We start from the raw sequence: 17,885 nt of genomic DNA, 5'->3' as shown, positions 1-17,885 counted from the left end.
TGAATTAATCTAAGGAACGACGATGAAAAAGACACTAATTGCTATCGCTCTAACACTGACTACAGCAACCGCGTTTGCTGCAATGGACCATTCAGCTGGTGACCAATCAAATATGGACCATTCAAGTATGGACCACTCGATGATGAAAAATGGAGAAATGGATCATTCAAAAATGGATCACAGTATGATGACGAGTGGAAAGATGGACCATTCAAAGATGATGAATATGGATGGAATGATGGACATGGAAGGTATGTCAGAAGTTGGGATGCCAGCTAAAGGCGCGAAGCCCGATAAAGTGGTTCATGTGCTGCTAAGTGATGATATGAAAATCACATTTAAAAACAAGGTCGATATAGAGCCAAATGACGTAGTGCAGTTTGTTGTGATGAATACAGGCAAGATTGATCACGAATTCTCGATTGGCTCTGCTTCAGAGCAGCTAGAGCATCGTGAAATGATGAAAAAAATGGGTAATCACGCTCATGACTCGGGTAGCACAGTTACAGTTGAGCCGGGTAAAGCGAAGCAGATGCTTTGGCATTTTCATGGTGATAATAACGTAGAGTTCGCGTGCAATATTCCTGGTCACGCTGAAGCGGGTATGGTCAAAGCATTAACGCTATAAGGTGATACACAAGCCATATCTAGTTCAAAGGGATGAGTGCTAGGTATGGCTACCTTGTTTTAGTGCTATTTAGGTATTAGCTTTAAAAGACTATAGGAATAGGAGTTTAAGGATGAATAAGACAGTTCTAGTACTTGCAGTAACGGGTGCTTTGATAACGTGGTCGACCCACAGCATTGCTGCTAAACCTGAGTGGGCTGGTAAAGGTAAACCCGATTTAGAAGAAGTAAAAACATTCGCTGAGGCAAAAAAAGTTGAAGGCGAAATGGATGATCATGAGAAGCAGCTTGATTCGATGATCGAAGAGAGAAAGAAAAAAGCGAAAAAAAGTAAGAACAAAAAAGATAAGCAGAAGTTAGATAAAGAGCTTGATGATTTAGAAGACGAGAAAAAAGCCCTCGAAGAGAGTAAAGAGAAGCTCAAAGATAAGAAAGAGAAGCTTAAAGATGATATGGATAAGGACGAAGAAAAGTCGGGATTAGAAAAGCAGAAAGACAAAAAAGCGGAACAAGAGCGTAAAGAAGAGGGGAAAGGTTCAGAAAAAGGCCAACAGCAGCGTGAGGAAAACAGCAAAAAATGGTGGAACTTTTGGGAGTAATGCGAGGCTCTTACATCACCTATTCATTTCAACCTACCAGTACAGCTTTGTGTGGCCGCTAAGTCATTGGTTAAATAGAGTGTTCAGTTAAAGATAAGTCTCAACCTGTCTAGGAATACATGAACTAATTTGTATTGGCTGAGGCTTATCTGTAGCTAGAATCACTGTAGCAAGATAGAAGTTTCCAGCAGATGGTGAGCTTCGCCGCTCAGATGCGGTAACTCTGACATGATTTTCTTAAGTTTGTCGTCGATCGATTCCACTTCATTCAAAGAACGAAACGCAAGCACGGCCTGTTCTGGTTCGCTGCTCACATAACCTTTCAACGTATTAAGCTGAATTTTGTTCGCATTTTCGACTTTTGACAGTGCGACATTGATTGCTTCGATGTTTATTGTTAACTCATTGCTTTTAAACATTTTTAATTGTTTTTGGTTGTTGCTAATGCGCGCACATTAACACAACTGTTTTTTTGGATATTGACCAAGATTATTAAACCCGCACTTTTATGAAATCTGAGTTTAATTGAGAAGCACTAGCACAATATCGTTTTGTCTATCCATGCAATTGATTCATGAGCTTGTTCCTTAGTGTTAAACATCACAAGAAATCATAATATTTATTTTTACGAGTCTATTTTTTGCGAATGTTAACTCTCTATTATTGAATCTATTTCGCTAGTTTCCTTGGAGATATGAAACATCTTTAAGGAATAATGATGCAAAAAGGAACGTTATCTCTCGCGGTTGTCATGATTTTATCTTCTGGAGTAACTTATGCAGAAGAGCAGATTAGGAATAGTCACTTTAAAGGCAATATGGATGGTTGGTGGAATGCTGGCGCCAACATAGCAACAGAAAGTAATGAAGCGTGTATTGATATTAAAAACCCAGGGAAAAATTCTTGGGATATTATTTTAGGCCATAGCGGTATTGGCTTAGAGCAAGGTCAGAAATATCAGGTATCGTTCGATGCATATGCAAATATTGATACTGAGATGAAAGCCTTGATCCAACATGAAGGGCCTCCTTATACGCATTATTTTCTAAGTGACGTGGGTGTATCAACAGACAAGCAAATCTATACGTTTGATTTTGTACAAGCACTTGATAGTGACGCCGATACAGAATTCCAGTTTCAATTAGGCGCACAGAAAACGGGGGTCATCTGTATTGATAACGTTTCTGTTGTAGGTAAGCCATTTGTAAAAGTAGCGACTAAGATGCCAATTCGAGCTAACCAAGTTGGCTTCTTACCTCAATCCGATAAATTTGTCTTCGTTGAAAATACGTCGACGACACCTTTGAAATGGACATTAGTATCTCATTCCGGGATCAGCCTTGATCTCGGTAAAACAGAAGTATTCGGTTTGAATAAAGCGTCGGGTGAGCACATTCACCGAGTTAACCTTTCAAAATATACAGACACGATGAAAGGTTTAACGGTCAAGGTCGACGACGATGTCAGCTATCCATTCGATATTCGAAACGATGTTTATAGTAAGTTGAAGCTCGATGCGTTGTCTTACTTCTATCAAAATCGTAGCGGCATTGAAATAAAGCCAGAGTTCGTTCAACGTGAGGATCTTGCGAGGCCCGGTGGCCACATGTCCGATACTGCAACATGCTTTGATAAAGTCGATAGTTGGGGAAATAAATGGCCTGGCTGCGACCTGACGATTGATGCGACTGGTGGTTGGTATGATGCAGGCGATCATGGTAAATATACGGTGAACAGTGGCATCTCAACATGGACACTTCTGAACTTATACGAGCGAAGCCAGTTCCTAGAAAACAAATCGCTTCCTTTTTCAGAGAGCAAAGTAAAAATCCCTGAAGCAACCAATGGCGTTAACCCGCTGTTGTCTGAAGCTCGCTGGAACATAGAGTTCATGTTAGCGATGCAAGTTGATTCTGACACGCCTATCGCCGTTCCTGTTGGTAATCAGTCTGCGAGTAAAAACCTCAAACTTACCGAAATTAACGCGAGAGGGCTGGCATTCCACAAGATCGCAGATGAGTCTTGGACTGGCATGCCATTACCACCGCACAAAGATACTCAGAAACGCTATGTTGGTTACCCTACGACAGCGGCCTCATTGAATTTGGCCGCCATTGGTGCTCAGTGCGCACGTATTTGGAAAGATATCGACAGCGACTTCTCACAGTTATGTTTGGATTCAGCGACCAAAGCATGGAACGCCGCAAATCAACATCAAGATATCTATGCTTACGACAACTTCACCGGTTCTGGGCCGTATGATGATATCGAATTGAGTGATGAGCGATACTGGGCTGCGGCAGAGCTCTTTATCACAACCAATGATGAGGTTTACAAAAAAGTATTGATTGATTCCCCGCACTATCTTGAAGTGCCGAAGGGGAACATCAATGCAGATGGTGACATGTATTGGCAGTATATAGCGCCTGCGGGCACCGTGAGTTTAGCCGTGGTACCTAATTCATTAGACAACCAAGTTATTGAACAAGCACGTAAGAACATCATTAAAACGGCAGAATCTTATACCAAGCAAGTTGCCAATGAAGGTTATAACATTCCTTATACCGTCGAAGAGTACTCGTGGGGCTCAAACTCCAACCTTGTAAACCGAAGTATCTTTTTGATTTACGCTCACGATTTTTCTAATGATGTTCGATACATCAAAGCGGCGGCTAGTGCGATGGATTATATCCTCGGAGGTAACCCGATGAATATCTCTTATGTTACTGGTTATGGAACGAAACCTGCTGAGAACCCTCATCATCGATTCTGGGCTTACGCTGCTGATGAAAGTTCACCAAAACCAGCACCGGGTGCGTTAATTGGAGGCCCAAATTCGGTAAGTTTTAGTGATCCTATTGCCGCTGTGATGAAAGGCAAGTGTGTTGGACAAACGTGTTACCGCGACAATATTGGAGCTTGGACGTTGAACGAGATAACCATCAACTGGAATGCGCCGCTAGTATGGGTTACTTCTGCTTTAGATGAAGGGCAGCTTGATTGAGGTAACCAATTAAATTAAGAATATTCAAAGAGTAATATCATTTGATATTGCTCTTTTTTAATACAAAAAATCACACAATGAAGTGCGCAGTTTTAATTATTTTAGGCTTTGAAGCTAAGAGGAGATGGTGAATCTAAAGGGATATTGTAATTAAAGAGAATTTGAAACTAGACAGAAGTTGGAGCGTGCAGCGGGAATCGAACCCGCATCATCAGCTTGGAAGGCTGAGGTAATAGCCATTATACGATGCACGCACACTGTCTTAAGAGTAAGACTGAGGCATCAAGAAGACTGGAGCGTACAGCGGGAATCGAACCCGCATCATCAGCTTGGAAGGCTGAGGTAATAGCCATTATACGATGTACGCACATCGTCTTAACGAGTTTGATAATGCCACATCTAACTGAAAACGAAACCTTTTTCTTTCATTTTTATTCTAAGTGCTCGCATAACCACCACTCCGCTAGTTTTTCAATCATATCTGGCGTTATGAGAGTGAATAAAATGTGACTAAAATCTCGTTAAAAAGGAGGACGAGAAATAATAGTAAATGTCATGCCGCTTTTTTCGATAAATCCAACTTAATTTATAAACCTGTTTTAGTGGTTCTCAGTTGTCATAAATCTAATAAAAATTAAGGTATTTGGAGTGTTAACATAAACTGATTTTTATTCGTGTTTCGGCGTTCGTTAATAACAATCTGAATGCATAAATTTAACTTATTAGCCAGTCAAAACATTCAGTAAACTAATCCCAAATGAGTAGAGTTATAGAGACTTCTAAGCCTTTGCAGAAAAAAGTAACGAGTTCAGTTGATAATTCACGCAAAAGCCTCGTCATTCCGTCTGTCGTTTGGTACATTTGCCGCACATTTTGTCTCCGCTAAAATACCCATGCCTTCTCAGTTCCGAATTAACAAAATTGTTGAAATTGGTGACACTCTTCACCGCAGTGGTTGCGCTCCGTATAAGCTTGAAAAATATACACAATATTATGCTAAAAAGCATGGTGTGGATGTGATGATCCAAGCAACGCCAACCGCGATTAATTATCAGTTTCCAGACGATAACAACGCTGTGATTCTTAAGCGTCTAAAGCCTGCTTCAATTAACCTGAGTTTGTTGGCCAATACGATCATTCGTATTAACCAACCGAGCAGTGAGCCCGTACCAGAGCCTGTCGGTTACTCTAAATTTGTGACTGCACTAGCCAATATGGGGATTCCGCCTGCGTATTTGATGCTGGTGGGCAGTACGTTGGAAGCGGTGGGCTTTTCTGCGTTATTGGGTTTGATGGTGTGGGTATGTCAGCAAGTTCTTCATTCACGTCGCGCTATAGCGGTTGAGTTCATCTCTGCATTGTTAACGGGTATCTTCGTGGCGTTTTTGGCGAGTACAGGCTTGCCGATTCCGGTGTGGGCATTGTGTATCGCCTCGATTGTCTTGTTTGTCCCCGGATTATCCATAGCCAACGCATTAGAGTGTTTGGCGTTTAACGATCTCGTCTCTGGTACCAGCTTGCTAGGGCAGAGTGCGTTAACGCTGATCAAGCTGTTTGTTGGGATTATTATGGGTCTCAATATTGGTGAAGCAATATGGGGACAAGCGGTCTCTATCGACTATACCAATGCGGTACCGATGTGGATGCACATATCAGGCTTGGTGTTGATCTCAGTATCTATCGGTGTGATGTTCAATGCGCGCCCTAAAGACATCTTGCTTGGCTTGCCAGTCGCGGTTCTTGGCATGTGGGGGCCGTTCTACCTCGGTTTTGATAGTGGTTGGGTTGTGGGCACTTGGGTAACCACGGTTCTTATTACTTTGTACGGAACTTGGATTGCCAAGAAGATGGAGCTCACGGGCTCTATTTATATCGTGCAAGGTATTATCATTTTGGTTCCGGGTAGCCGAGTATTAGTGAGTGCCAGCCAGTCGGTGTTTGAACAATCTATTTTGCCTATTCCAAGTATTGGTTTGTCGGCGTTATTCATGTTCTCTGCAATCGTGGCAGGGCAAATCACCGCTTACTCAATTTACTCGCCAAAAGTAGAACGTTAATCCGTTTCGCTTCCCAAACCTTTAAACAAACACAGCTTAACTTCTGTGTTTGTTCGTTTTAGGTGCTGTTCTTGTTTACGTTAAATTATGCTACCGAAAATTGGTTCGATTTGTGCTCGCTAAGCCTAACAAGAGTCATTAAAATGGGGACAAATTCTATTTAAATGAAGTATTAACGTATGTCTTTACCTCCTTGTCCGCAATGCCAATCTGAATATGTCTACCCAGACCAAAACAACCTAATTTGTCCTGAGTGTGCCTATGAATGGAACCCAGAAGAAGAGCGTTTAGAAAGAGAAGCCGCGCGTGTTAAGGACGTGAATGGCGTTGTATTGGAAAGTGGCGATAAAGTTACCTTCATTAAAGATCTAAAAATTAAAGGCAGTTCTTCTGTATTGAAAATCGGCACTAAAGCGGTAATCAGACGAATCAATGAAGGCAAAGATCACCAACTAGACTGTAAGCTTGATGGTGGCGGTGAAATGCTGGTGACATCTAAATACGTGAAAAAACAGTAACCATTATTTCGAACAATTGTCGTAAATCTTCAATATTATTAGGCCGTTTCTGAGCATACTGACTCGCAAAATAGAGTCAAATTCAAACGTTAGAGAATCAACATGATCAGAGAATACAGCGCAGCCGACACCGAAACAGTTCTAGATATTTGGCTCGCGGCTTCTATTAAGGCACATAACTTTATAGCGCCTGAATTTTGGGAGTCACAAGTGGGCAATATGCGCGATATCTACCTTCCTGCCTCACAAACCTACGTGTTCCAAGTTGATGGGGAAGTTCGTGGCTTTTATTCGCTTTATGAAGGGATCTTAGCGGCGATCTTTGTCAGTACAGAATATCAAGGCAGTGGTATTGGTAAGCAGCTTATTCATCACGCGAAGCTTGAATGCCCGAACTTGTCATTGAATGTGTATAAAGAGAACCAAGCGACGATTCAATTCTACTTGTCCCAAGGATTTTCTATTGTGAGGGAACAAGTTGATGAACATACAGGGTATCAAGAGTACACAATGCACTTAGCCTAGCGTTGGGTTTAGTCAGACGATTAGTTGGCGGGAATAGAATTTATATGGAGATATTTTGAAGTATTCGACAAGACCTGCTCAGTCATCAGATTATGAATTTCTGTTCGAGCTAAAAAAGGCGGCTGAATTTGAGCCAATCAAAGCTGTTTTTGGCTGGGATGAACAAGTTCAACGAGATATACACGCCGAAGAGTGGGCAGAAGAACGGCCTGAAATCATTGAATATCAGGGTAAAGCGATTGGTAGTGTCTTGCTGCAAGACAAAGGGGACCACTTCTACTTTTGCCGATTTTTCCTACTGCCTGAATATCATGGTAAAGGTATTGGCAGCCAAGTTTTAACGGATTGCTTAGCTCAAGCAGCCAAACTCAATAAGCCTGTGGAGTTGTGTTATTTACAAGGTAATCGAGTTGGGAAGTTGTACTTGAGGTTTGGCTTTGAAATCACCTCGCAAAACGATCAGTTTGTCTATATGTGGCGTCAGTAATTCCAAGCGTTAGTTCTTAACCTCAACGGCACAATGTGCCGTTGTGTTGTAATCGTTACTCAATAGGCAAAGACAGCACGCCGCCATTGAGTTCGACTTGTTTTAGCCATTCGGATGGAATTTCGCCATCTTCTTCGTAGAAACACGCCGCTAATACAGCGCCAATCACAATCGCACGCCCGCAGCTGTCACCGCCACATAAGATATTGTCTCGAATACCTTGTTTATAGCTCTGAGCACCCGCAATGATGCGAATCAGCAAGGGAAATGCGGCACTCAGTTCACAATGCAATCCGAACTTCTTCGCGGCATCTGTTATTGAAAGTTCGGGATCAGCCAAAGCCATGTCGATTTGGTCGTGTACAAACTTGCTACAGGTTTGTCGCACCATTTCTACCGACTGCAATGGCGAGTTGCCTTGAATTGCCGCTTGAACCAATAGGGTGATGGCTTGCGCCCACTCCACTGCTTTGTCGTTATTGTTAGTGACTCGCACCGCACTCTCTACCATGGCTGGTAAAGTGTGAGAGGTGTAAGTACACGCCACCAATGGGATGATCTTTGAGACTGCGGGAAGTTGCGTATCGTCTGCGCCACAGGCAGTAATCGGGGCGTCCTCTAGTTCTAATTGATGGATGTTCAGCAAGCTCATGCGCGTCGCTTTATCAATGTAGCCTTGCCAACTGCCGCCAAAATCAAACCAGAAGCGGAAATGTTGAATATAGTTCGCTTCATCGTATTTTTGGTTTTCGACTAAGCTGTCGACCATCGCCAGTAACTGAGCACCATATTGCGATTGCTCACCTGCGGTTTTACCTTGGTGCGCAAAGTAGCCTTTGTCTTGATAATCGAACCGATTCGGTGAGCGAAATTCAGGCTCAAAACCAGCCACGCGTAAGATCCTCTCTTGGTCATACAGCCAGTGCAGCCCCATTGAAGCTGCGTCTCCAACCAATGCGCCAACAACGGCGTAAAAAGCTCTTTCTTTATGATTGTCCATGTTGAGCAATGTCCTTGAGATGAATCAACGTAGTTCGGTACGTTAAGTATAGTGATTAGGCGAGTATTTTGCTGTGTTTCTAAGAAGAAATATGAAGGGATAAATCCTGATTGGTCAATAGCTTAAACCAATCAGGTAAAATTGATAAGGGCAATGAATGGTCGGGCGATTTGGTACTTTTGATTAATGACGTTACTGGTGGTTAAGGTAAGCACTAGAACGTTGCTCAATCACTTTGAACAGACGCGAAAGTGCAAAGCACAAAGCAAAATATACGAAGCCTACAATCAGCCAGATCTCAAAGATCAAACCTGAGGAGTTTGCCATCTCAGTGCCAACAAACGTCATCTCTTGGATCGAAATCAGAGACACAATTGACGTGTCTTTAACCAAGGAGATTGCTTGGCCAGCCAAAGGCGGTGTGATAGCCGTTAATACCTGTGGACCGACCACAAATCGATACTTAGACAATGCAGACAGACCAAGTGAATCGGCCGCTTCCCATTGGCCTTTAGGAATACCTTCTAAGCCAGCTCTAATCACTTCAGCAATATAAGCAGAAGAGAGCAAGCCAATACAGATAACACCAGACGCCAAGTTTTCCCAAAGGTTAGCTGGGCCGAATAGGAAATCTTGAACAGCGTTAATCTCCCCATTGTGTTCACGCAAGATACTTTCTAAACCAAGTAATGGAATCAGTTGGTTAGAAACGAAGAAATAGAATATGAAGACAAACACCAGTGGCGGAATATTACGAACCAACTGAATGAAAATCAGTGCCGGTGTTTTGAAAAAAGCGATCTTTGAGTGCCTTGCCACACCTAACAATGTGCCAAAAGAGAGTGCTAACACCATACTCCATAAACTTAAGCGCAGCGTTGCGATCAAGCCTTGGAAAAAATAGGGAATACTGCCTTGAGAAGGTGGAATAAAAATTAGTGTAAACGCATCTTCCCAGCGCCACTGGTAATTAATACCAACAGCCGAACGATAATAAAGCCAGCCTGAGAATACACACATGACAGCGAGTAACACGCCATCCAAAAGGTTAAGGCGTTGATACCAAGGCTTCATATGAAAGTTGGGCTTAGGTGTTGTTAATGCGCTAGTGCTACTCACGTCATTCCTGTTTAAACAATAATAATTAGTAGGCTGTTTTGTTAAGTTTTAGATCATCAATAAAGCGAATCAAGTTGCCGATGAGAAGGCAGTGCAGACAACGCACTGCCTCGATTCACTAGCAAAAGTTCTGATTACTGACCTTGAGCAATCTGGTCTTGCCAATCTAGAGTAGAGAACCAGTACTCGTAACGCTCTTTCAACCAACCGTCTTCAGTACGTGCTTTGATCCATTCGTTGAAGAATTCTGCCTTGTCAGTTTCGCCTAGGCGAACTGCAAATGCTTCGTTACCTTTTGATAGACGCTCTTCAAATGGAATAAATAGCGTGTCCGCGTTTTTGATCGTTTCGTGTTCTGGTTTCGGGCTAGACGCAATAACCGCGTGTGCGTTGCCGTTCAACACTTCTTGGAATGCTTGAGCATCGTCATCGAACTGAAGTACTTTTGCTTTCGGGAAGGTTTCACGAGCGACTTGAACAGTGAAAGCGCCACGACGTGCTGCAATTTTCACACGGCGAGAATCAAAATCAGAGATCTGAGTAAAACCTTCCGCTAGCTCTTTATTAGCCGCCAGTTGAACACCAGAGTGCGAGTAAGGTTCAGTGAACAGTACGCTTTTGGCACGAGCTTCAGTAATAGACATACCGCCGATGATCACATCAAATTTCTTCGATAGTAGAGAAGGGATGATGCCGTCCCATGCCGTAGGTACAAATTCGACTTTCCAACCAGAATCTTCGGCAAGGCGTTTCGCCACGTCGATTTCAAAGCCAACGAGATCGCCTTGTTTGTTACGCATCGCCCAAGGAACAAATGTCGACATACCAACGCGCAGTGAGCCACGTTCGTTGATTTTATCGAGGTTAGGCGTTTCAGAAGCAAGTGCAGGCAAACTTACGGCAAGCGCAAGTAGGGCTGTAATCGCGGTTTTAAATAGCTTCATGCTGATAAATCCTTATTGTGTTCGCCAGTTAGCCCCGAGCTTATGCTCAAGCCAAGCAGCAACGGCAGAAAGTGAAAGTGTAAGAGCAAGATAAATGATCGCCACAGAGAACCAGATCTCAAATGGCATCGCGGTTTCAGAAACAATGTTTCTGGCTTCTGTCGTCAGGTCAAAAATAGCCATGACACTCACAATCGAAGAGTTTTTAATAAGAGAGATTACTTCATTGGTCAAAGGTGGCAAGGTGCGTTGCACCACCTGAGGAAGAATCACATCCCAGTAAGTATAGGTCTTTGATAAGCCCAAGGATTGAGCTGCTTCAAATTGTCCTCTCGCAATACCATTTAAACCGGCACGGAATATCTCGGCGGTGTAAGCACCTTGGAAAAGTGCCAAGGCTAAAACGGCAGTGCTAAAGCGATCCAGCCCTAATACGGGGCCAAATACAAAATAGAGCAAATAAATCTGTACCAATAACGGCGTGTTACGAATCAACTCAACATAGCTGGTGGCTAAGGTGCGTCCGACTACAGAGTTTGAGTTTCTCAATAGCGCTGTCGTTAAACCAATGATCAACGTAGCGACCAAAGAAATCAAAGAGATATTGATGGTAACCAGTAGCCCTTCAATCAGCTCTGCTGGCCACCATTCACCATCTTCATAGAAAGCAATATAGTCCGGGACGCGCTCCCATTGCCAGGTGTATCCCATGGTTTGTGCGCCAGAATCGAGGATCCAGACAACCGAAGCCACGAGCACAATAATTTGTACCAAAGCGGATAGGGCGGGTTTAATAATTCGAATCAACATCAATAGGTCAGGATTTGATTTAGGAACGCTTGAGTACGTTCATGTTGCGGGTTTTCAAAAAGCGCTTGAGGCGTATTGGATTCCACAATTTGTCCTTCATCCATGAAGATAACGCGGTCGGCCACTTGTTTCGCAAAGCCCATTTCGTGGGTCACACACACCATGGTGATACCTTCGCTCGCCAGTTCAACCATCACGTCGAGCACTTCGTTGATCATCTCCGGATCAAGCGCTGAAGTTGGTTCATCAAAAAGCAGCAATTCAGGCTTCATGCACAGTGAACGTGCGATAGCCACTCGTTGTTGTTGGCCACCAGAAAGTTGTACAGGGTATTTGTTGGCTTGTTCTGCAATGTGTACGCGTTCGAGATAGTGCATTGCAATCTTCTCGGCTTCTTGTTTGCTTTTTTTAAGCGTACGAATCGGCGACAGAGTTAGGTTCTCAAGCACGGTAAGATGGGGGAACAAATGAAAGTGCTGAAACACCATTCCGACTTGACCAGGTGTGTTGAATTTACTCGGAAGCACTTGTTCTAACACGCAAAGCTCGCCACTTTCGAAAGGTTCTAGCTGATTGATACAACGGATTAAGGTTGATTTACCCGAACCTGATGGCCCGCAAATCACCACTATCTCTCCTTGTTCAATATTTAAATCGATATCCTTTAGGGCATGAAAATCACCATACCACTTGTTAAGTGACTTAAACTTAACCATTTCCTTGAGATTGTTCAAATCGTTGTTCATACCTAGTAAAGAGACAGGTTTACCTTACCAATATAGAAATCTGAATGCACATAAAATTAAGGACTTATGAGAATTTAATAGCATCTTGTAGGGCAAATTAAAAAGCAGCGCCCAAAATGAACGCTGCTTTGTTTGTACGAAAGAAATAAGTAACGGGTTCAGTCAGATGTAAAAAATCATCTTTGTGTGACTATTGTCTTTGCTTTCTCTCCACTTTAGCAATTCTTAGTGAATCGCAGACTCTAAAATCTCACGCGTTTTCTCTGGCGTGATTGCTTGGTTTTCGCCAAGTTGCAGGTAACCGTGTGATTCAAGTTGAGCAACAACGTTGTCGATTGCTGCCGCTTTAGTTGCTTCGTAACCGTCGAACATGGTTGGAACGTCTAGGCTGTGGTAGAAGGCTTCGATTGCCGCGATTGTACGCTCGGCTAAATCAGCACCCGCTTCTAGGCCAAATACGTTACGACCCATTTGCTCTAGCTTGCCACGCTTCGCTTCGATTTGGTTACGAAGTAGTGAAGGTTGAACAATCGCAAGAGAACGCGCGTGGTCTACGTGCCATAGTGCTGTGAACTCATGGCCAATCATGTGTGTTGCCCAATCTTGAGGGACGCCAGTACCAATCAGACCGTTAAGCGCTTGGTTTGCAGTCCACATTAGGTTTGCACGCCATGCGTCGTTGTCACGCTCGTCGTATTGCTTACCCAGTACAAGTAGGTTCTTAAGCAGTGTTTCTGCGTAACCGTCTTGAACCATCGCGTCTGTTGGCATTGTGATGTATTGCTCACATACGTGAACCCACGCATCAACTAAGCCGTTGATCAGTTGGCGCTCTGGCAGAGACTTCATTACGTCTGGGTCCATAACCGCAAATTTAGGCTGTACCGCAGGGTTCATGAATGCCAGTTTCTCTTGAGTTTCTTTACGAGTGATTACCGCACCCATGTTAGATTCAGAACCTGTCGCAGGAAGTGTCAGTACCGCACCAATTGGTGTCGCTTCTGTTACTTGGTGTTTACCCGCTAGGATATCCCAACCGTCGCCGTCGTATTTAGCTGCCGCAGCAACGTATTTAGAACCGTCGATTACTGAACCACCGCCAACAGCGATAATGAACTCTACGTTTTCTTCTTTAACAAGAGCGACGGCTTTATCTAGCGTCTCTTTGGTTGGATTAGCTTCAACACCAGCGAACTCAATCCAAGCGTGATCCTTCAGAGAAGCGACAACTTGGTCGTAAACACCGTTGCTTTTGATTGAACCGCCACCGTAGATGACTAGTACTTTCTTCGAAGTATCAACCGCTTGGCTGATAGCGTTGATTTGGCCTTGGCCGAAGTGGATAACTGTAGGGTTAACATAAGTGAATTGCATTAGAGATTCCTTGTGTAAAGCTCAATTTGTTATTTTATTTGATTGCTCAATTTCTATATTTGCATATTAGTACAGTAATCTAGGGTGATGAAGAGCTGATCCTCCAAATAAATTGCCTATTTCTACAAACTTGATATTCTTTCTCCGCTTTAGCTTACTTACTCTTAGCACTTGGAATGGAAAGTCGCCACTTATGAAAACACTCGCGCAGTTATTACAGTCTTATGTAGAACACAAAGGTTGGGATGATCTCGAAGGGATCAGAGAAACTGAAATTGGCGGTGTGTGGTTGTATAGAAGCAGTGGCGGGAATCAGCGTCAGCCATTCACTTACCAGTCGGGTATTATCATGCTCGGGCAGGGGAAAAAGAATATCTACATTGGCGACAGACCCGTTACTTACGCCGCAGGTGATTACCTTGTGGTAGGTGTACCAATGCCATTGGAGTGTGAAGCCTTGCCTGTAAATGGCGAACCATTGCTTGGTTTATCTATCAACATTGACTCTCAGCGCTTGCACAGCTTGGTAAAAAAGTTAGAAGACCAAGGCTTTCTTGAGAGCTACTGCAATAAGCACAGACAGAATTCTAGCGGCTTAGAATCCACGCCGATGGAAGAACAAATGCTCGAAAGTTTTACTCGATTGGTGAAAATGCTGCATTGCGACATCGAAGCCAACATATTGGGTGATGCCATGGTCAGCGAAATTGTCTACCGCGCCCTAACCGGTTCAGAAGGACGAGTGCTGTTTGATTTAGCTCATCATGACGGTCACTACGCACGTGTCGCTAAAGCGCTGTCTAAAGTGCATGAAGAGTACGACCAAACCATCACTGTTCAATCGCTTGCCGACGAAGCCAACATGAGTGTGTCTGCGTTCCACAACGCCTTTCGTAACGTAACGTTCGAATCACCGCTGCAATACTTGAAGAAGGTTAGGCTCAACAAAGCCAAAGAATTGATTCAACTAGAAGGCCTACGCATCAGCGATGCTGCACGCCGAGTTGGCTATTCCAGCCCATCCCAATTTAGTCGCGAATTTAAGCGCCACTTCAACACTACTCCAAGAGCTGTTTAGCCTTTACTCAATATTTATGTTTCGAAACGTGCGGTATTTCATGTTGCGCGATATCACGTATATCTTTTGGTTGATCGAGAAGTGTTTATTTTATAAATATCTGTTTAGTCTTTGCTTTTCTCTCGTGAGGAAAGCTTAATTTACAGACATTTTCTAGGAGTTCTCTTGCTCGATTTATTGAAGAAAGTAGCATTGATTAATTTAACGGCAGCATTGGTTGTTCTGGCCTTATCTCAGTTTTTTCCTTTCTTTGCCACTACAAGAATCGTCGATTTCTTGTTTTTCGTGGTTATCGTCATTTGGGTTCTAGCCAAGTTAATGTGGGAAGGTGGTGTTCATAGTAAGACCACACGTCTTGATGACCCTGTAACAGATAAAGTCTACAAAATGGTCGAAGGCCATGATTTTGATAAAGACCAACAAGAACATTATCGAATGAATTATCAAACAGGCCTAGTGTTATTTATTGCAGGATTACCTGCTTTTATTGCTTGCTTCGTTCTTCAACTTCTTTGAGTTCCAGTAGAACAAATGAGTTGCAATGATACTTAATACTTGGAAATTTTCGCTTAAAGTGTGTTTCGTGCATCAATGACGTTTAAAGTTTCGCCAGTAAGATATTAGCTAAGAAGGTAATGATGGAAGAGTATTTGGAACTAGATATGCTCACGTTGGAGTCAATTTCTAAAGAAGCCGGGTTTCCGATCGAAAGAGATGTTTATTTGGCGTCACGTGCTGAATCAATTGAGCAGGGGTTACTTTTTGAATATCGTAGAGGCGACAAGTTAATTGGTTATACGACACTGCGTGATTTAGGCGATGGTCAGTGGTTTGTACCTATGTTTGTGGTACACCCAAACTATCGTAGTAAGGCGGCTTTCCTTTCTTTGTTTCGCTCCATTGCTGATAACCTAAAAAACAAACACTCAACTGTGTTAGTGAGTAATGTCCTACGTCTTAATGAGTTGTCGGTGCGGTTTCACAAGCATCTAGGTTTTGAGGTCACACGTGAAAACCATTTAGGCTACGAATTCTCGCTAGATTTAACGCCTGAAGTAAAAGACAAATGGTCAAGCTTCTTAGGCGCTCGTCGTTAATGTTTTGAAAATTACAGTGGCTACTTCTAGGCCGACTTATCGGATACCTTGAACGAACACAGTTGTCTTGTTGAATTAAGTGAGTAAATGTATCTAATTGTGGGCATTTTCAGTGTGTTGGTATTTGATTGTCGAGTATATTATTAACGTATTTATATAAAAATAGCTCTCTAAAATAATTAGTTAAACAGCCTAAGAGTTTATGCACGTATATAAGAGAGTAAGCTCAATAATTAGGCTAGTAAAAGAGTTATAGGACTTTTAGTGTGAACAACCTATCAAATATTATCTAAAATTTAGGAATTACTCATCGTATTCTCAGAGAGAGTATTCAGGATTATTGAATAGACTTGAAATTAAAGAGAATTTAGCAGTTGATAAAGCCTAGTGTTACGGATAATTAGTCGTTCGATGACTAATTATTCTGTAACTTGCTGATTTATAGTCAACTGAGAGTCTGATGGATATCACGTTTACCCTAAAATAATTCACTTAACATGGCGCTACTTTAATCATTCTTTCTAATACGATTGTTAAATATAAATACGTATTCCTATATTATTAAAAGGATAATTCCGATGAGTAGCGATATCATTAAAATTTCAAGAAATACTGAAAAAGCATCAATAAATTCTGTATCTACACAAACGGTCGCTTTTTCTCATTATAATAACTTTTCAGCTCAATTACCTGTCGACCCTAAAACAGGTCAAATAGTAGCTGGTGATATTAAAGACCAAGCAACGCAATGCTTAAATAATATTAAAGCGATTGTTGAAAGCATCGACCATGTTATGGATGATGTCGTGAAGATTAATGTTTTCGTTAAGAATATTTCTGATATCGATGCTATTGATGAAGTTTACAAAAGCTTCTTTAACAACAGCCTGCCTACACGTACCGTCGTGGGTGTAGCTGCACTGCCAAACAGCGATGCGCTAGTGCAAATGGATGCTCTGATTTCTAACGGCGAAGGCACTAAACCACAAGCACCTTGCGCATTAGTTAAGGTATCAAGAAATACAGATAATGCACCTCAAAGTGCAGTTTCCACGCAGACTGCGGCTTTTTCTCACTACAACAATCTTTCAGCTCAGTTACCGATAGATGTAACAACAGGTGAGTTGGTTGATGGTGGTATCGAAGCGCAAACGGCCCAATGTCTATCAAACATTAAAGCTATTTTAGAAAGCATCGGACATGTCATGAATGATGTGGTTAAAACGACTATCTACGTAAAAAATATCGCAGATGCGGAAGTGGTAAATGAAATATGTGCTAAATTCTTCCCAAGCTACGTTCCTGCTCGTACCGTTGTTAACGCAGCTGAATTACCAATGGGCGCTTTAATTCAAATTGATACATCCGTTTCACATGGTGACGGTACACCGCCGCAATTACCAGAAGACACTCGCTTACTGGTTATTGAAACCAATAATACTGTTGCAGCACCATTCATGCCTTATTCGCATACTGTTGCTTTCTCTCACTACAATCATATTTCTGGTCAACTACCTGTAGATCCGAAAACCAATGAAGTGGTTGCTGGTGGTATAAAAGAACAAGCTGAACAGTGCCTTAAGAATATTAAGGCGATCATTGAAAGTGTTGACCACAGCATGGACGATACGGTGAAAATTAATGTTCAGCTTAAAGATGTTTCAGATATTGATGCGGTGAACGAGATCTACACTACGTTCTTTAACGCTGACTTACCGGCAAGAACGGTGGTTGGAGTTTCAGAGATCCCTATGAATGCTCTAATTCAAATTGATGCCGTCGTTTCTAACTGTGAAGGCACACCTCCACAAGACGTTGTTGCTTAATTCACTGAACCCCTTCGATAAAAGCGATTAAATTCAGGCTCTAGCTCCTAACAAGGAACCAGAGCCTATTCTCT

The 17,885-nt window shown here is 42.6% G+C and carries 18 protein-coding genes and 2 tRNA genes; 11 read left to right on the top strand and 9 right to left on the bottom strand.

Translation table 11 applies throughout. From position 1 onward, the window contains the following. The first annotated feature begins 22 nt into the window (after window positions 1-22). Window positions 23-628 carry a cupredoxin family protein gene (locus L3V35_RS01990; protein WP_237298206.1) on the top strand — a complete coding sequence of 202 codons (606 nt, stop codon included), beginning with the start codon at window positions 23-25 and terminating at the stop codon, window positions 626-628. A gap of 112 nt (window positions 629-740) precedes the next feature. Then, window positions 741-1,226: a hypothetical protein gene (locus L3V35_RS01985; protein ID WP_237298205.1), complete on the top strand. Its 486-nt coding sequence runs from the start codon at window positions 741-743 to the stop codon at window positions 1,224-1,226. 161 nt (window positions 1,227-1,387) lie between these two features. On the opposite strand, the gene L3V35_RS01980 is transcribed toward L3V35_RS01985, so the two are convergent. Beyond that, the gene (locus L3V35_RS01980; RefSeq protein WP_016788617.1) at window positions 1,388-1,645 is read right to left on the bottom strand and encodes a hypothetical protein; all 258 of its coding nucleotides are present in this window, start codon (window positions 1,643-1,645) and stop codon (window positions 1,388-1,390) included. A 299-nt stretch (window positions 1,646-1,944) separates the two neighbouring features. On the opposite strand from L3V35_RS01980, the gene L3V35_RS01975 reads away from it, so the two are divergent. Further along, complete coding sequence (locus L3V35_RS01975; RefSeq protein ID WP_237288796.1) at window positions 1,945-4,230, top strand: glycoside hydrolase family 9 protein; 2,286 nt, start codon at window positions 1,945-1,947, stop codon at window positions 4,228-4,230. 179 nt (window positions 4,231-4,409) lie between these two features. On the opposite strand, the gene L3V35_RS01970 is transcribed toward L3V35_RS01975, so the two are convergent. Beyond that, window positions 4,410-4,484 (bottom strand) — tRNA-Gly (locus L3V35_RS01970). Window positions 4,485-4,522: 38 nt separating this feature from the next. Next, window positions 4,523-4,597: transfer RNA gene (locus L3V35_RS01965), tRNA-Gly, on the bottom strand. A 526-nt stretch (window positions 4,598-5,123) separates the two neighbouring features. Between L3V35_RS01965 and L3V35_RS01960 the strand changes: the two genes are divergently transcribed. The 4 genes from L3V35_RS01960 to L3V35_RS01945 all read left to right on the top strand — a co-directional run bounded on the left by L3V35_RS01960 (window position 5,124) and on the right by L3V35_RS01945 (window position 7,817). Continuing rightward, window positions 5,124-6,287: a threonine/serine exporter family protein gene (locus L3V35_RS01960; protein WP_017058966.1), complete on the top strand. Its 1,164-nt coding sequence runs from the start codon at window positions 5,124-5,126 to the stop codon at window positions 6,285-6,287. 179 nt (window positions 6,288-6,466) lie between these two features. Beyond that, window positions 6,467-6,805 (top strand): zinc ribbon domain-containing protein YjdM, encoded by a 339-nt coding sequence (locus L3V35_RS01955; RefSeq protein ID WP_054545608.1) that lies wholly within the window; start codon window positions 6,467-6,469, stop codon window positions 6,803-6,805. A gap of 102 nt (window positions 6,806-6,907) precedes the next feature. Continuing rightward, window positions 6,908-7,330 (top strand): N-acetyltransferase, encoded by a 423-nt coding sequence (locus L3V35_RS01950; protein WP_054545607.1) that lies wholly within the window; start codon window positions 6,908-6,910, stop codon window positions 7,328-7,330. 55 nt (window positions 7,331-7,385) lie between these two features. Beyond that, window positions 7,386-7,817: a GNAT family N-acetyltransferase gene (locus L3V35_RS01945; RefSeq protein ID WP_237298204.1), complete on the top strand. Its 432-nt coding sequence runs from the start codon at window positions 7,386-7,388 to the stop codon at window positions 7,815-7,817. A gap of 55 nt (window positions 7,818-7,872) precedes the next feature. On the opposite strand, the gene L3V35_RS01940 is transcribed toward L3V35_RS01945, so the two are convergent. The 6 genes from L3V35_RS01940 to L3V35_RS01915 all read right to left on the bottom strand — a co-directional run bounded on the left by L3V35_RS01940 (window position 7,873) and on the right by L3V35_RS01915 (window position 13,810). Continuing rightward, entirely contained in the window at window positions 7,873-8,817 is a 945-nt protein-coding gene (locus tag L3V35_RS01940) for an ADP-ribosylglycohydrolase family protein (protein WP_237298203.1), read from the bottom strand. 192 nt (window positions 8,818-9,009) lie between these two features. Next, entirely contained in the window at window positions 9,010-9,936 is a 927-nt protein-coding gene (locus tag L3V35_RS01935) for an amino acid ABC transporter permease (RefSeq protein WP_237298202.1), read from the bottom strand. Between the two features lie 134 nt (window positions 9,937-10,070). Next, window positions 10,071-10,880, bottom strand: a complete 810-nt coding sequence (locus tag L3V35_RS01930) for a transporter substrate-binding domain-containing protein (RefSeq protein WP_012600468.1) — start codon at window positions 10,878-10,880, stop codon at window positions 10,071-10,073. 12 nt (window positions 10,881-10,892) lie between these two features. Next, window positions 10,893-11,690, bottom strand: coding sequence for an amino acid ABC transporter permease (locus L3V35_RS01925; RefSeq protein ID WP_237298201.1), 798 nt, complete (start codon window positions 11,688-11,690; stop codon window positions 10,893-10,895). After that, window positions 11,690-12,436, bottom strand: a complete 747-nt coding sequence (locus L3V35_RS01920; protein ID WP_019350835.1) for an amino acid ABC transporter ATP-binding protein — start codon at window positions 12,434-12,436, stop codon at window positions 11,690-11,692. Before L3V35_RS01920 ends, L3V35_RS01925 begins: the two co-directional genes overlap by 1 nt. A 225-nt stretch (window positions 12,437-12,661) precedes the next feature. Continuing rightward, window positions 12,662-13,810, bottom strand: coding sequence for an iron-containing alcohol dehydrogenase (locus tag L3V35_RS01915; RefSeq protein ID WP_004731461.1), 1,149 nt, complete (start codon window positions 13,808-13,810; stop codon window positions 12,662-12,664). Window positions 13,811-14,003: 193 nt separating this feature from the next. Here L3V35_RS01915 and L3V35_RS01910 point away from each other — a divergent pair, with 193 nt between their 5' ends. The 4 genes from L3V35_RS01910 (at window position 14,004) to L3V35_RS01895 (ending at window position 17,811) form a co-directional block, all read left to right on the top strand. Beyond that, a complete protein-coding gene (locus L3V35_RS01910; protein ID WP_054545603.1) occupies window positions 14,004-14,888 on the top strand; it encodes an AraC family transcriptional regulator in 885 nt (294 codons plus the stop codon). Window positions 14,889-15,053: 165 nt separating this feature from the next. Continuing rightward, on the top strand, window positions 15,054-15,404 hold the full coding sequence (locus tag L3V35_RS01905) for a hypothetical protein (RefSeq protein ID WP_108100593.1): 351 nt from the start codon (window positions 15,054-15,056) through the stop codon (window positions 15,402-15,404). Window positions 15,405-15,550: 146 nt separating this feature from the next. Then, window positions 15,551-15,985 carry a GNAT family N-acetyltransferase gene (locus tag L3V35_RS01900; RefSeq protein ID WP_237298200.1) on the top strand — a complete coding sequence of 145 codons (435 nt, stop codon included), beginning with the start codon at window positions 15,551-15,553 and terminating at the stop codon, window positions 15,983-15,985. Between the two features lie 578 nt (window positions 15,986-16,563). Beyond that, window positions 16,564-17,811, top strand: coding sequence for a RidA family protein (locus L3V35_RS01895; RefSeq protein ID WP_237298199.1), 1,248 nt, complete (start codon window positions 16,564-16,566; stop codon window positions 17,809-17,811). Window positions 17,812-17,885: the final 74 nt, after the last annotated feature.

It is taken from the genome of Vibrio sp. L5-1, from assembly GCF_021728315.1.
Taxonomy (GTDB): domain Bacteria; phylum Pseudomonadota; class Gammaproteobacteria; order Enterobacterales; family Vibrionaceae; genus Vibrio; species Vibrio splendidus_K.
The sequence above is the reverse complement of the archived record's forward strand: the minus strand, read 5'-3'. Positions and strand labels throughout refer to the sequence as shown.

Coding starts and splice junctions, on each gene's coding strand:
- L3V35_RS01915 (WP_004731461.1), bottom strand. CDS start 13,810: ATGCAATTCACTTATGTTAACCCTACAGTTATCCACTTCGGCCAAGGC.
- L3V35_RS01925 (WP_237298201.1), bottom strand. CDS start 11,690: ATGTTGATTCGAATTATTAAACCCGCCCTATCCGCTTTGGTACAAATT.
- L3V35_RS01990 (WP_237298206.1), top strand. CDS start 23: ATGAAAAAGACACTAATTGCTATCGCTCTAACACTGACTACAGCAACC.
- L3V35_RS01985 (WP_237298205.1), top strand. CDS start 741: ATGAATAAGACAGTTCTAGTACTTGCAGTAACGGGTGCTTTGATAACG.
- L3V35_RS01960 (WP_017058966.1), top strand. CDS start 5,124: ATGCCTTCTCAGTTCCGAATTAACAAAATTGTTGAAATTGGTGACACT.
- L3V35_RS01910 (WP_054545603.1), top strand. CDS start 14,004: ATGAAAACACTCGCGCAGTTATTACAGTCTTATGTAGAACACAAAGGT.
- L3V35_RS01980 (WP_016788617.1), bottom strand. CDS start 1,645: ATGTTTAAAAGCAATGAGTTAACAATAAACATCGAAGCAATCAATGTC.
- L3V35_RS01900 (WP_237298200.1), top strand. CDS start 15,551: ATGCTCACGTTGGAGTCAATTTCTAAAGAAGCCGGGTTTCCGATCGAA.
- L3V35_RS01920 (WP_019350835.1), bottom strand. CDS start 12,436: ATGAACAACGATTTGAACAATCTCAAGGAAATGGTTAAGTTTAAGTCA.
- L3V35_RS01950 (WP_054545607.1), top strand. CDS start 6,908: ATGATCAGAGAATACAGCGCAGCCGACACCGAAACAGTTCTAGATATT.
- L3V35_RS01895 (WP_237298199.1), top strand. CDS start 16,564: ATGAGTAGCGATATCATTAAAATTTCAAGAAATACTGAAAAAGCATCA.
- L3V35_RS01975 (WP_237288796.1), top strand. CDS start 1,945: ATGCAAAAAGGAACGTTATCTCTCGCGGTTGTCATGATTTTATCTTCT.
- L3V35_RS01955 (WP_054545608.1), top strand. CDS start 6,467: ATGTCTTTACCTCCTTGTCCGCAATGCCAATCTGAATATGTCTACCCA.
- L3V35_RS01940 (WP_237298203.1), bottom strand. CDS start 8,817: ATGGACAATCATAAAGAAAGAGCTTTTTACGCCGTTGTTGGCGCATTG.
- L3V35_RS01930 (WP_012600468.1), bottom strand. CDS start 10,880: ATGAAGCTATTTAAAACCGCGATTACAGCCCTACTTGCGCTTGCCGTA.